Annotated in this window: 15 protein-coding genes and 1 riboswitch; of the genes, 10 read left to right on the top strand and 5 right to left on the bottom strand. The window is 36.6% G+C overall.

Translation table 11 applies throughout. The features are described from left to right. The first annotated feature begins 51 nt into the window (after positions 1-51). The 6 genes from MHH81_RS16750 to MHH81_RS16725 all read left to right on the top strand — a co-directional run bounded on the left by MHH81_RS16750 (position 52) and on the right by MHH81_RS16725 (position 4,948). On the top strand, positions 52-768 hold the full coding sequence (locus MHH81_RS16750) for an AAA family ATPase (protein WP_340923357.1): 717 nt from the start codon (positions 52-54) through the stop codon (positions 766-768). A 1-nt stretch (position 769) separates the two neighbouring features. Continuing rightward, the gene (locus MHH81_RS16745) at positions 770-1,351 is read left to right on the top strand and encodes a VanZ family protein (protein WP_340923354.1); all 582 of its coding nucleotides are present in this window, start codon (positions 770-772) and stop codon (positions 1,349-1,351) included. 54 nt (positions 1,352-1,405) lie between these two features. Continuing rightward, entirely contained in the window at positions 1,406-1,567 is a 162-nt protein-coding gene (locus MHH81_RS16740; protein WP_340923351.1) for a Fur-regulated basic protein FbpA, read from the top strand. A gap of 113 nt (positions 1,568-1,680) precedes the next feature. Then, positions 1,681-2,832, top strand: coding sequence for a DEAD/DEAH box helicase (locus tag MHH81_RS16735; protein ID WP_340923348.1), 1,152 nt, complete (start codon positions 1,681-1,683; stop codon positions 2,830-2,832). A gap of 3 nt (positions 2,833-2,835) precedes the next feature. Beyond that, positions 2,836-4,065 carry an aminopeptidase gene (locus tag MHH81_RS16730; RefSeq protein ID WP_340923345.1) on the top strand — a complete coding sequence of 410 codons (1,230 nt, stop codon included), beginning with the start codon at positions 2,836-2,838 and terminating at the stop codon, positions 4,063-4,065. 13 nt (positions 4,066-4,078) lie between these two features. Then, a complete protein-coding gene (locus MHH81_RS16725) occupies positions 4,079-4,948 on the top strand; it encodes an SGNH/GDSL hydrolase family protein (RefSeq protein WP_340923342.1) in 870 nt (289 codons plus the stop codon). A 970-nt stretch (positions 4,949-5,918) separates the two neighbouring features. Here the strand turns inward: MHH81_RS16725 and MHH81_RS16715 are convergent. After that, positions 5,919-6,254, bottom strand: coding sequence for a DUF4870 domain-containing protein (locus MHH81_RS16715; protein WP_340923336.1), 336 nt, complete (start codon positions 6,252-6,254; stop codon positions 5,919-5,921). Between the two features lie 56 nt (positions 6,255-6,310). Continuing rightward, on the bottom strand, positions 6,311-7,375 hold the full coding sequence (locus MHH81_RS16710; protein ID WP_340923332.1) for a M20 family metallopeptidase: 1,065 nt from the start codon (positions 7,373-7,375) through the stop codon (positions 6,311-6,313). A 103-nt stretch (positions 7,376-7,478) separates the two neighbouring features. Then, a riboswitch (TPP riboswitch) is annotated at positions 7,479-7,570 on the top strand. Between the two features lie 62 nt (positions 7,571-7,632). Between MHH81_RS16710 and thiT the strand changes: the two genes are divergently transcribed. Both thiT and map read left to right on the top strand, forming a co-directional pair. Continuing rightward, positions 7,633-8,214 carry an energy-coupled thiamine transporter ThiT gene (gene thiT, locus MHH81_RS16705; RefSeq protein WP_340923329.1) on the top strand — a complete coding sequence of 194 codons (582 nt, stop codon included), beginning with the start codon at positions 7,633-7,635 and terminating at the stop codon, positions 8,212-8,214. Between the two features lie 47 nt (positions 8,215-8,261). After that, positions 8,262-9,011, top strand: a complete 750-nt coding sequence (gene map / locus MHH81_RS16700) for a type I methionyl aminopeptidase (RefSeq protein WP_340923327.1) — start codon at positions 8,262-8,264, stop codon at positions 9,009-9,011. A 21-nt stretch (positions 9,012-9,032) separates the two neighbouring features. Here the strand turns inward: map and MHH81_RS16695 are convergent, their stop codons facing one another. Continuing rightward, positions 9,033-9,761, bottom strand: a complete 729-nt coding sequence (locus tag MHH81_RS16695) for a tryptophan-rich sensory protein (RefSeq protein WP_340923324.1) — start codon at positions 9,759-9,761, stop codon at positions 9,033-9,035. A gap of 155 nt (positions 9,762-9,916) precedes the next feature. On the opposite strand from MHH81_RS16695, the gene MHH81_RS16690 reads away from it, so the two are divergent. Together MHH81_RS16690 and MHH81_RS16685 are read left to right on the top strand one after the other, a co-directional pair. Next, positions 9,917-11,719, top strand: coding sequence for a M3 family oligoendopeptidase (locus MHH81_RS16690; protein WP_340923321.1), 1,803 nt, complete (start codon positions 9,917-9,919; stop codon positions 11,717-11,719). 6 nt (positions 11,720-11,725) lie between these two features. Then, positions 11,726-12,271, top strand: a complete 546-nt coding sequence (locus MHH81_RS16685; protein WP_340923318.1) for a GNAT family N-acetyltransferase — start codon at positions 11,726-11,728, stop codon at positions 12,269-12,271. 85 nt (positions 12,272-12,356) lie between these two features. Here MHH81_RS16685 and MHH81_RS16680 read toward each other — a convergent pair whose 3' ends face one another. Together MHH81_RS16680 and mreBH are read right to left on the bottom strand one after the other, a co-directional pair. Continuing rightward, positions 12,357-12,926 (bottom strand): beta-class carbonic anhydrase, encoded by a 570-nt coding sequence (locus MHH81_RS16680; protein ID WP_340923316.1) that lies wholly within the window; start codon positions 12,924-12,926, stop codon positions 12,357-12,359. Positions 12,927-13,030: 104 nt separating this feature from the next. Next, positions 13,031-14,035: a rod-share determining protein MreBH gene (gene mreBH / locus MHH81_RS16675; RefSeq protein ID WP_340923313.1), complete on the bottom strand. Its 1,005-nt coding sequence runs from the start codon at positions 14,033-14,035 to the stop codon at positions 13,031-13,033. Positions 14,036-14,131 lie beyond the last annotated feature (96 nt).

Here is a 14,131-nt window from a genome sequence, read left to right as displayed (position 1 = left end):
TCACAACCTTTCATAGTCAATAGTAGATAGTATGAGTAGGGGGGGATTCATATGTTTTTGAAAAAAATAACGCTTTTAAGAAACGAGTCGGATATAGAGGACCAGTATCCTTTTACAATACCGACAATTAATAAGTTAACCGAGCTTGAATTAACTAATTGTGTCACGTTCTTGGTAGGAGAAAATGGGACAGGTAAGTCAACCTTATTAGAAGGAATCGCAGATAATTGTGAGTTCAATACAGCAGGTGGAAGTAGAAACAATTTATATGAAGTAGATGCTTCCGAAAGTGCACTTGGAAAACATCTTCGTTTATCCTGGATGCCAAAGGTGACAAATGGTTTCTTTTTACGAGCAGAAACATTTTATCAATTTGCATCACATGTTGATGATAGTGAGAGCACCCGATATTATGGTGGAAAATCGCTTCATGAACAATCGCACGGGGAATCCTTTTTATCCTTATTTTTAAATCGCTTTAATGGGCGGGCTATCTATTTACTCGATGAGCCTGAAGCTGCACTTTCTCCTCAAAGGCAACTATCTTTTCTGCGCATTATGCATGATTTAGTAAATGAAGAGGATTGCCAGTTTATAATTGCAACACACTCACCAATTATTTTAGGCTATCCCAATGCGACAATCCTTAGTTTTGACCATGGTGAAATTGAGGAAGTGGAGTATGAAATGACCGGCCATTATCAAATTACAAAGTATTTTCTTGATCATCGAGAAAAATTCTTACAAGAATTATTGGAAGGTGAATAATTTGCATGTAATTATCAACTATTTGGATGACATGTTCTTTTTTATTTGTCTAGCACTTCCGATCCTTATTATTTGGCGTCTAATCCGTTGGAAAAAGAGAGGGTTTCAGCTGAAAGAAGGCTTGCATGAGTTAGGCATACTTATTCTAATATCCATACTTATCGGAGTATTTTCTCAAACTATTATTCCTAAGCCTGGTGCTGCTAAAGTGTTTGGAACAGGTTTAAATTTAGAGTTATTCCGAGTCGTAAAAGAAACGTATAATGCAATTGTTTATTTAGGGTTTTGGCAGCCTTTTTATATTAACTTTCTTGGTAATATCCTGCTTTTTATACCAATAGGTTTCTTATTGCCGTTGCTCTTTAAAAGAATGGAGTTTTTTCCGAATACCGTAATCATTGGATTAGGTACTTCATTCTTCATTGAAATTGTACAGCTGCCTCAAAATAGAAGTAGTGATGTGGATGATCTTTGGTTAAATACACTTGGTGCTTTGTTGGGGTATTTATTGTATTTATTCATCCGAAAACGTTTTCCTGGTTTCTGCATGGCTTTTAAAAAAGTAGAAAAGTCTAGTTTATAATTTCCTACATTGGGTAAACATATAGTGGAATAACAATGTAAGGAGACAGCTAGAATGATGATATACAAAGATTCGAAAACGGAACAAAGACGAGATGATATGATAGAAGACCTTGTAAATAAAGGTGTATTTAAAATTGATGGAAGACAATTATATGAACTAAATTTTTATGAATTAATGAAGGAATATACAACTGAAGAAAAACAAACTAACTAGTGCCTTTTGTTTAAGGTACTTTTTTTAGTATTTTCTATCTATTTTGTATATGTAATGGTCGATAAGATAAATGTGGTACACTTGACTCAAACACAGATGAGGTGGAGAATAACTTGACTTTTATACAAAATTTAAATGAAACACTGCAAGAGAAATGGGCGAAATCAAATTTTGCTTTTGAGATGCCAATTCAAACTAAACTAATCCCACATATGCTAGATGGTTCAGATATAGTAGCGGAATCACCAACTGGAACAGGAAAAACACTTGCTTATGTTCTACCATTGTTGCAAAAAGTAGACCCTACTAAAAAGCAAACACAAGCATTAGTTATTGTTCCTTCACAAGAACTAGGAATGCAAATCGTAGAAGTATTTCGGGATTGGGTATCAGGTACGGATATTACCGTTGCACAGTTAATTGGTGGAGCAAATATTAACAGACAAATCGATGTGCTGAAAAAGAAACCAACAATTGTTGTGGGAACACCAGGACGATTACAAGAGCTTGTAAAAGTGAAAAAAATTAAAATGCATGAGATTAACATAGTTGTATTAGATGAGGGAGATCAACTGTTAAGCAGAGAGCATCGTACGACTGTAAAAGGATTAATCGACGCTACAGTTGAAAGACAGCTGGTAGTTTTATCTGCTACGATTACAGAGGAAATTGAGTTAGTTGCAGAAAGAATGATGAAAAATCCGGTGCGTATTCAAGTATCGGCCGAAGAGATTCCGATGAAAGGTAAAGTTATTCATAGTTTTGTGAAAACTGAACCAAGGGATAAAACGGAGCTTTTAAGAAGACTTTCCCATCTAGAAGGAATGAAAGGACTTGCTTTTGTAAATAGCCTTGATCAGCTATTAATGAAGGACTCGAAACTTGCTTATCGAAATGCACCAATTGTATCCCTTCATTCTGAAATGAAGAAAGAAGAGCGTAAACAAGCATTAGACGATTTCAAAAATGGAAAAGTGAGTATACTAATTGCTACAGATGTTGCAGCGAGAGGCTTAGACATTTCGGGGTTAACGCATGTTATCCATGTAGACGTACCTCATTCCATTGAGCCATATTTACACCGTTCTGGGCGCACAGGTCGTGCTGGAAAAGATGGAGAAGTATTAACGTTATTAACCTATTCAGATGAAAAAACATATAAAAAATGGACGAAAGAGCTTCCAAGTAAGCCAGTTCAGAAAGTTTGGTACCGAGGAGAATTGATCGAAGGATCATCGAAAACGATTGATAAAAAGGGGAAATAAAGCATGAATTTTCAACAAAAGCTAGAGGAATATGCAGAATTAATTGTGAAGGTTGGCTTAAATATACAAAAGAATCAACCACTCTTAATTAATACAACAACGGATACAATTGACTTTACAAGACTTATTGTAAAGAAAGCGTACGAAGCAGGGGCAAAGCGAGTGGATGTAAATTATACAGATGAAGTAAACGCTCGTTTGTTTTACGACTTAGCTCCAGATGAAGCGTTTCATGAATTTCCAAAATGGTCTGCTGTACAACGTGACGAGCTAATTGAAAACAAAGGTGCTTTATTATGGATCGACGCCGACAATCCAGATTTACTAGAGGGAGTTGCGATTGACCGCATTTCTAACTTTCAAAAAGCAAGTGGTAAAGCATTGGAAGGGTATCGCAAAGCAGTGATGAATGATGTTATTACATGGTCAATTGTTGCAATGCCTTCAGAGAAATGGGCAGCAAAGGTATTCCCTCATTTAGAAGGTGAGTATCAAATGCAAGCACTGTGGGACCTCATTTTCCAAGTAGTACGAATTGGAGAAGGTACAGCAGTTCAAAAATGGAAAGAGCATATTGATCATTTAGAAAGTCGAGCTGCTCTTTTAAATGCTAAACGATTTAAAAAGCTACACTATAAAGCAGAGGGTACGGATATTCAAGTAGAGTTGCCTAAAGAACATATATGGCTTTCTGGAGCTAGTAAAAATGCTCAATCTGTTCCTTTCGTAGCAAATATGCCAACAGAAGAGGTATATACTGCACCACTTAAATCAGGGGTAAATGGCTATGTAAAGAATACAAAGCCATTAGTATATCAAGGAAATGTGATTGACGACTTTACCTTAACATTTGAAGATGGTGCGATAACTAAAGTACAAGCTGCTACTGGTGAGAAACTGCTACAAGAATTGATTCAAACAGACGATGGAGCAAAGTATTTAGGAGAAATTGCATTAGTTCCTCATGAATCACCGATTTCTGCATCCAACGTATTATTCTTTAACACGTTATTCGATGAAAATGCATCCAACCATTTTGCTATAGGCGAAGCTTATCCTACATGTGTAGAAGGTGCTCGTGGTTTATCTCATACAGAACTTGAACAACTAGGTATCAATACATCGATTGTCCATGAAGATTTTATGATTGGTAGTGCTCACATGGATATAATGGGTGAATTAGAAGACGGTACAATGGAGCCTATATTCCGTAAAGGTGCATGGGCATTTTAAGGAGTTGATCTGCATGAAGAAGTGGATTGTCTTACTGGTAATCTCGTTGCTACCATTTACAACTTTGTCAGCAGAAGCAAGAGGAAAGGAAGTATATATTGCGCTTGGAGATTCATTAGCAGCAGGGCAAACGCCTTATCGTGCGATTGATGCTGGTTATACGGATTTAATTGCGCAAGAATTGACTCGCTCTAATCAGCTTGCTCTCTATTCGAAAGCATTAGCATTTCCCGGTTATACAACTGCAGATGTGCTATCAACTGTTCGGACAAAAGAAGCGAAAGAATTATTGAAAAATGCAACGCTTGTAACCATTTCTGTTGGTGCTAATGATTTACTTCGACTTGTACAAGTGAATCCATCAAACGGTTCAGTTGCCTATCAAAAAGTTCCTGTAGATTTTGCATTGAATAGCGCTAGGAAAAATGTAGAAGAAATCATTAAAGAAGTAAAAGTAATAGCACCGAAAGCCGAAGTCTATGTAATGGGCTATTATTTTGCTTATCCACATGTTCGCGAGTCCCAACAGGAAGGCGTGCGTAAAGAGTTAGACACATTGCATTCTATTTTAAAAGCGGAAGCAGAAGCAAATGGTGCGACTTTTATATCCGTTGCAGAGATATTTGAAGCCCAAGCAAAAGAATTGTTACCAAATGCTGCTGATGTTCATCCTTCATTGGAAGGTTACCGTCTGATGGCAAATGCATTCTTTTCACAATACAATAAAGGCTTACAAGTCTATCCAAATGAATTACCAGCTCCAAACCCTTTAACATTTGAGCAACTAATAAACAAAGAAAAAAAAGACTCTAAATCTCCAGTTTCGAAGATTGAAGGCCTTGATCACTATTTATCATTAACCGAATTAAAAACATATATCTAAGCAAAAAAAGGGGCTGTCGTTAAAGTCACATAGTGACTGAGAGATGGTCCCTTTTCCAATGTATTGATTTCCGTTCCAAACGGACGCTTTCCGCGGGCATGGCTTCAGTCTCCTCGTCGCTTTCGCTCCTGCGGGGCCTTCAGCTTGCACCTGCCGCTTCGCTTTCGGTGCAGAAAACATCTGCTATTCCCGCTGGAGTCGCCGTCTTTCACTACAATCAATTGCCTACAAAAAATAGTAGTTTTAATAAAAAGTATACAAAAAACAGGTGTAGAAAATGACTCTTTTTTCTACACCTGCTTCAATTTATGGGCTTATTGGGCAGCCCCATACTGTATAAGTTTATAGAAGTTATTCACTTATTATCCAAACCAAAAGAAACCTGATATACAAAAGTTGCAGGAGAGCGACGGACAGACGATCGACACAAGAAGACCGAAAAAAGAGTCGAGGGAAGTGACGCATGTCACTTCCCTCGACTGAAACTACACTTCGGTATTGATGTAGAAAAGTCTGCACTAAGCATTCCCGAAACGATTAGAACAATTTGCTCCGAAAAACCCTCTAATAAGTTGATAACCGAGTTAATTTCATAAATAGTACTTTTTTATTAAAATACGAACATTTATCACTTGGTTGATTGAAGCGGCAGGCGGCGACTCCAGCGGGATGAGTGAGACAGATAAGACATCACAAACGACGCGTAGCGGCGGTGATGGCTTATCGCTCACCCCGCGGAAAGCGTCCGCCTATAGCGGAAATCAACTATACTTTATTCCGTGTAGGATACATATTGATTAGCGCTTTTTTATTTTACCGTTTTTTTAGATTTTAATACTTTACGAACGATCGGATACACAATTGGTGCCCATTTAATCGCGATTTTAACTAAGTTTTTTACTTTCATTGCTATCGCTCCTCGTTTAAATCTCTATATTATTTTATTCCCTCAATTATAAATGAATAAACATTATCGTAACACTTTAATGCCTTGAATAATGTTCCATATGAGAATGATTATATAAACAATCATATACAAGAAAATAAATAATATCGGTGCGGATACTGTCCATAATGAAGGTTCTTCATACGGTAGAGCATTAAATAAAGGGAAAAAGTTTGCAAATATACTTATAAATAAAATAATAAGGAGAATAACTGGGACAACATGTGAGATTAATGACTTTTTCGCATGATACTTTACTTCTTTTTCTTGTGTAATAAAATAAACAATGATGGGAAGTATAAATGGCGCGAATAGTACACTGAAATAAGATAGTGCGCTTAGTAATTTGTTGTTATTCATTCAAAAAAATCTCCTTTCTAGCTTGTGATTTACTATATATACGGGCATCGATAGTTTCATGCTAACGCAAAAGAAACTAAGATGTTCTTATATTTTTCCACTGAAGAAATAGACACATATTCATTTTCTCCGTGCCAATCTGCTCCGCTTGGTCCAAACTCAATTGCACCAGCACCTTGCTCTGCATAGAAACGAGTATCCGCTGAACCATGCTGGCCAAATAGATTAGTAGGTCTTTCCATAATCTTAGAAGTAACGCCTTGGAGTTTTTCTACATAGCTATTATTATCCTCTGTCGTTACTGCAGGAGCAGTAGAATGAATAATCACTTCACTTTCAAAAAAATGATTAGCAGCATTTTGTATCTCATCAATAATAGCATCTTGATTTTGTCCTGGAACATAGCGAATGTCATAGCTTAGTACACATTCATCTGGAACAACATTATAACGGTCTCCTGCATGTATTTTTGCCAAATTTAGTGAGGGATAATCATAAAACATACTACTTGCCGTTAAAAAGGATAGTTTTCGCATTTCTTGATCAAATGCAAATGCTTTTTCAATTGCATTGACCCCTTCCCAAGGACGACTTCCATGACTGGATTTTCCTTTAAGCACGATATCTAATTGTACAATCCCCTTTGCTTGAAGTCCGATATGTAAATGTGTAGGCTCTCCGCAAATAACAAAATTACCGTTATAACCTTTGCTTACTAGATATTGAGAAGTATTTCCGCCTGTTTCTTCATCTGTTACTAGATGAAGTTGAATTTTTTTGGATAACTTCAGAGGATTTTTGGAGAGCTCATAAAATGCATCCATCATAGCAGCTACACCAGCTTTCATATCTGCAGAGCCACGTCCATATAAATAATCTCCCTCTACATATGGTTGAAATTGTGTTGGATTTCCAGGGACTACATCCACGTGACCATTCCAAACGATACATTCGTCACCGCTTCCTATCTCCGCAATAAGCATAAGCTGAGAGTCATGCTCATATATTATTGGAGCGATATCTCTTTCCTCGAGCCATGCTTTACAAAATAATAGTGCTTCGTTTGCTCCTTGTACGTCGTCACTCTTTATGCGAATTAGATTTTTCAATAAGTTAATCATTCCAAACACCCCTTATATTAAATTCATAATAGTATCACAATGATAACATAAGGGGTTGCATTGCTTACTTCATTCAGCTACAATGAACTCGAACTAAATAATTCATAACCACAAGGGGCGTCGCTTAAGCGGCTGAGATAGTACCCTTAGAACCTGTAAGTTCATGCTTGCGTAGGGATGTGGATGGAAACTGACAATCGCGCGATGTCTGGGTCTATCCCGGTGTCGTTTTTTTGTGGTCAAAAAAGGAGATTACAATGAAAAATCAACGTGTATTGTTATTGGTAGAAATAGCTATTTTTGCAGCACTTGGATATGTATTAGATATGTTAGGATTTGGAATGCCACAAGGTGGGACTGTTACCTTTGTACTTGTTCCAGTTATTTTAATAGCTTTTCGTCGTGGAATAGTAGCTGGCCTTATTACTGGTTTTTTAATTGGACTACTACAAGTAGTTACAGGTCGTTTTTATGCTGCACCGTTGTCTTTTGAAATCGTTATTATACAAGTAGCAATTGACTACTTTATTGCATTTATGGTAGCTGGATTTGCTGGATTATTAAGACCTGCATTTATGAAAGCGTTTGAACAAAAGGATAAGATGAAGATGGCTACTGCTGTAATTGCAGGAGCATTCATTGCAGCATTTCTTCGTTACCTTGCACATGTCCTTTCTGGGATACTGTTCTTTGGAGAATTTGCTGGTGATCAAAATGTAATTTTATATTCGCTAATATATAATTCTACTTATATGATTCCAGTATTTTTACTGGCGGCATTTATCTGTGTGATTTTGTTCGTAAAAGCTCCACGCCTGGTACTGCCGAATAAAGCATAAATATGATATGATTATTGTACAGTTAAGTGAAGAAGGGATCTTATAAGATGATTGTACAAACAAATGAAGAGTTAGAGGCGTTAAAAAAAATAGGGCGTATTGTTGCGGAAGTTCGAGAGGTAATGAAAGCTGCAACTAAACCTGGTATCACAACTAAAGAAATCGATGAAATCGGTGGCAAGCTCTTCAAAGAAAATGGCGCGATTTCAGGACCTATGGGAGAATATGATTTCCCAGGATATACTTGTATTAGTGTGAACGAAGAAGTGGCACATGGTATTCCAGGTTCACGTGTTATTAAAGAAGGCGATATGGTTAATATTGATGTATCAGGTTCTTTGGATGGGTATTTTGCGGATACAGGTATTTCTTTTGTCGTTGGAGAAGGTTATCCGGAAAAAGAAAAATTATGTGCAGTAGCAGAGAGTGCATTTAATCGTGCGATGTTAAAAGTAAAAGCAGGTGCCCGTTTAAATCAAATCGGGAAAGCTGTTGCAAGAGAAGCAAAGGATAATGGTTTACATGTAATCATGAATCTAACTGGTCATGGAATAGGGAAATCCCTACATGAAGCACCTCAACATGTATTGAATTACTACGATGCTTGGGATCCAACGATTTTAAAAGAGGGCATGGTACTTGCAGTAGAGCCTTTTATCTCTGAAAAAGCAGAGCATATTGTCGAATCGGGAGATGGCTGGACATTTGTGACACCAGATAAATCATTAGTTGCGCAAATTGAGCACACGATTATCGTTACAAAAGAAGCTCCGATTTTATTAACAAAATTAGATTAAATAGAAAAACGCCTTCGAACTTTAACGTTTCGAAGGCGTTTTTTTGATAAATAATATTCCTACTAGGAGGACACTACTTAAGAATATAGAAGCCGATGTAATTAATAAATCATCAAATTTGTGACGAGCAGCAATTCCAATAAAAGCCCATATGAAAACGAGGGCAATGGCCCGATCATTGTAATGATAGCGGAAATGAAGAGCGATGGCTGTAGCTATGGTCAAGAAAATAACGACCCATAGTGATGTAGTCATTCCAAATCCACCGAACTCATAATAGGTTAAAACAAAGTCAAGATTGGTAATTGTAGCAACAAAAGTCCAACCTAAGTAAATAGAAATAGGTACTCTACTCTTCCAGTTTTCTTGTTCTGTAGAATAAGTCATATAAAGAATAAAAAAAGTCCAAAGTAAGGCAATGATCGTAATGAGAGAATAACTAAATAGTTCATAATGCCAGAAAAAGATCCACGCAATATTAAAAATACAACTAGCTACGAATAATAACACGCGATTCCATGGAATGCTGGACGTAATTCTATACTCACGAATGACATTCCATAACCAGAATGCTAATAAGATATAGATAAGAATCAAAATGGAAAATGCATAATTAGCTGGCGTGAATAATGCAGGTATTCTATTTGATATAGCCTCAGAGGTTTGATTGTTTATAGGAAGTGTGTCTGCGAGTATATTCACAGTAACAGTAGAGATAAAACTGAAAATCAAAAGTATGATCTTTACCATGGATTCCCCTCCTTCTATTTAATAAGTATACCTTTGAAATATCCGTACTACAAATGACAATTATGAATGTTATGTGACTAAAAACAGAATAATTCTAATTATACAAAACATGATATAATAGACTTCTAAACTATCTTTATAGGAGGAATATCCACATGCTTGAACAAGCTTATCCATTAGTATGGGACTTAGACCGTTTTTTCAAAGGGGGGAGTAGTTCACCAGACCTTCGCACACATTTAGATGAAGTGAAAGCTAAATTGGCTGCTTTCGAAAGTAAACTACAAGAACTCTCTGTACCAACTTCCGTAAAAGATGTACGCCAAATTGAAGATACAATAAACGAAGTGAAGGATATTGCGTTGAATTTGTCTGAAGGAGGAGCAGTAATTGGCTGTTTCTTGGCTCAAGATACAACGGATAAACAAGCTACATTACTGCAAGGAGAAGTTGGTTCCATGTATGCAAAATTTTCTTCCCAAATGCTTGTTATTCAACAAGTCTTTAGTAAGACGGAAGAAACAATATGGCAAGAATTACTGCAAACAGAAGAACTCTCGGCATTTGCTTTTGTATTAAATGAATGGAGAGAAGAAGCAAAGAAAATGCTTTCAGAAAAAGAAGAAGATATGATTACTACACTTGGTGTAGATGGCTATCACGCTTGGGGTCAACTATATGATTTACTTGTTGGTGATATTCGTATCAAATTAACGATTGATGGAGAAAAGAAAGAGCTTTCTGTTGGTCAAGCAAATAACTTAAGCTCTCATGAAGATGCAACGATTCGCCAGGAATCTTTCGAAGCGTTAGAAGCTGCATGGACTGAAAAAGAGGAGTTCTTTGCAAAAACGCTAAATCATTTAGCTGGTTTCCGTTTAGCTATTTATGAAAAAAGAGGTTGGGATTCTGTCCTACAAGAACCACTTCAAATAAACCGTATGAAACAAGAAACACTGGATGCAATGTGGGGAGCTATTTCCAAAAATAAAGGACCATTTGTCGAATATTTAAATAAAAAATCGGCTATGCTAGGCGAGGATGGTATGCATTGGTATGACTTAGATGCGCCAGTGATTGCGTCAACAGAGAAGATGGACTTCCAACAAGGAGCAGCGTTTATTTTAAAGCATTTTAAAGAATTTGGTCCTAAGCTAGAAGCGTTCTCAAGAAATGCATTTGAACAAGGCTGGATAGAAGCCGAAGATCGTCCGAATAAACGTCCAGGTGGATTTTGTACGGGAATGCCGGTATCAGAAGAATCACGTATTTTCATGACGTATAGTGGATCCATGTCCAATGTTTCTACACTAGCTCATGAATTAGGACATGCATTCCATTCATATGCTTTAAGACCGGTACACTGGATGAATCGTCAGTACGCTATGGGTGTTGCCGAAACAGCTTCTACATTTGCTGAGATGATTGTAGCTGACGCAGCAGTAAAAGAAGCGAAGTCAAATGATGAGAAAATTGCTCTTCTAGAAGATAAAATTCAGCGAAGTGTTGCTTTCTTCATGAACATTCATGCCCGATTCCTATTTGAAACTAGATTCTATGAAGAACGTAAAAATGGAATAGTTTCTGCTACAAGATTAAATGAATTGATGGAAACTGCTCAAAGAGAAGCTTATGGCGATGCTTTAAAAACAACGCATCCTCATTTTTGGGCATCTAAATTGCACTTCTATATTACGGAAGTTCCTTTCTATAACTTCCCATATACGTTTGGGTATTTATTCTCCTTAAGCATTTATGCGAAAGCAATCAATGAAGGAACTAATTTTGAAGAAAAATATATTGCTTTACTACAAGATACAGCTGTAATGACCGTAGAAGAATTGGCAATGAAGCATTTAGAAGAAGATATTACGAAAGAAGCGTTTTGGATAAAAGGAATTGACCTTTGCATTCAGGATGTGAATGAGTTTATGCAATTAACTAATGCAAAAGGGTGAAGGTGTTTGATTTATTTAGAAGGGGATACTTGTTATTTAAGGACATTAAGCATAAAAGATGCACCAGGCCTTGCAAATATTGTGTATCGAAATAAGATGTATTGGTCCATCTTTGAACCATTACATCGGGATGATTATTATACGACAACTGTTCAACGAGAAAAAATCAGAGAATCTCTTATGCTCATGGAAGAGAAAAGAGAGTTTAGCTTTGGTATCTTTGAGCATAAAACAGATCAAATAATCGGCAATATTTCTTTATATAGTTTAAAGCGAATGCCATTTTCCAGCGGTCTTATTGGATATTCAATGGATCAACAATTTGTAGGAAAGGGTATTGCATCAGAGGCGGTTCATCTAGTTAAAGCGTTTGGATTTGAACATGTCCATTTAAATCGTATAGAGGCGTATGTATCTCCACGAAATTTTGGTTCTATTAAAGTATTAGAGAAGAATAGCTTTCTACGTGAAGGTTTGCTTCGAAGACTCTTATTTATTAACGGCAAATGGGAAGATCACTATATGTACGCTTCTATAAGTGAAGACCATTGAAAGGGTAAGAATATTTATAAAAAAATAAAAAGTTGGTTATTCAGTGATGAATAGCCAACTTTTTGTCAATTTCCCGGGAAATACTTTACTTTTTGTCGATATTCCCATCTGTCACTAAGTCCAAACGACCCGTATTAGGGTCAATAATTAATCCATGAACATGAACATCTGGAATCATAAGTGGGTGATTTCGAATCATGTCTACGCTATGTAAAACGCTTTTTTCGACATCTGAAAAGCCTTCAAGCCATTCTTCGACGTTGACACCAGAATACTTCATAATATCAAAAATGCGAGGGTCTACACCTCGTGCAGTCATCTTCTCCAAGATTTTATCTGTTTGAATTGAACTCATACCACAATCATGATGTCCTATTACATAAATTTCATCGGCTTGAAGTTCATAGACCGCAACGATTAAACTACGCATAATACCTCCAAATGGATGATTAATAACAGCACCAGCACTTTTCACAATTTTTACATCGCCGTTTTTAAAATTCATCGATTTTGGAAGCATTTCAACAAGTCGAGTATCCATGCATGTGAGAATAACTATACGTTTATCAGGAAACTTGGTAGTTAAATAAGGAGCATAAAGTTTATTTTTTACAAAAGATTCATTGTAAGATAATATTTCATTTAAATTAGGCACAGAAATTCCCCTTTCATTTTCTATATATTATTTTATATGAAATAAAAGAGAATTTCCTCTTTTAAATGATGTGTTAAGTAAAATTGATTATTCACTCTTTTTCATTACTTAGTTATTTTCTTACGTCCAGTAATAAATTGTGACTTACCAGTTCCAATTGCTACAGATTGTAAAGGTTCAGGTGCAAGATGAACAGGTACCTCAATAACATTCGTAAGCCACACTTCAAAATCTTTCAAAAGTGCTCCGCCACCTGTTAAGACAACTCCATGATCTACAATATCTCCTGAAAGCTCCGGGGGACATATTTCAAGAGTTGCACGAATAGCTTCGAGAATAGTTTCTAGAGATTCTTTCAACACCACTTGAATTTGTGTAGAAGAAAGAGTAATCGTTTTAGGTAAGCCGGTCACAAGATCTCTTCCTCGGATCTCCATATATTCTACTTCATGTGGTACCAAAGCATGACCTATCGTTTTCTTAATTAATTCTGCAGTAGGTTCGCCTATTATGACATTATACTCTTTGCGAACAAAATGAATAATGCCTTCATCCATCCGATCACCTGCAGCTTTTACAGTATTGGAAGCAACTACACCACCAAACGAGATAATCCCAACTTCCGTAGTACCACCGCCGATATCTATAATCATACTTGCCACTGGCTCATTAACTGGTAGTCCAGCACCAATTGCTGCCGCAACGGGCTCTTCCATTAGATATACTTCTTTTGCACCACTTTGGCGAACAGCATCCTGAATTGCTCTACGTTCCACTGATGTTGCACCAGAAGGAGTGCATACAACCACTGTTGGTTTTCGAAGTGCTGTACCGAGTTTTTTACTAGCTTTCTGCATGATTAGTTTCAATAGTTGTGTAGTAATATCAAAATCAGCAATTACCCCATCTTTTAAAGGGCGAATAACTTCGATTGAAGTAGGTGTTTTACCTATCATTTTTTTCGCTTCTTCACCGAAAGCAATAATTTCTCTTGTCTTGGTATTTACTGCTACTACTGTTGGTTCATCTATAAGTAATCCTTTGTTTTTAGTATAGACTAATGTATTTGCTGTTCCTAAATCTATTCCTATATGTGAGTTTGAAAACATTTTTGTCTTCCTCCATTCCAATGATACAAAGTAAGTATAATAGAAAAATCTCCACTTGCCATATGTAACATAATGGAACTTTACGTATGTTTCAGG

The organism is Psychrobacillus sp. FSL H8-0484 (genome assembly GCF_038005325.1).
Lineage (GTDB): Bacteria > Bacillota > Bacilli > Bacillales_A > Planococcaceae > Psychrobacillus.
Note: the sequence above shows the minus strand (reverse complement) of the source record. Positions and strands in the feature narration are given on the sequence as shown.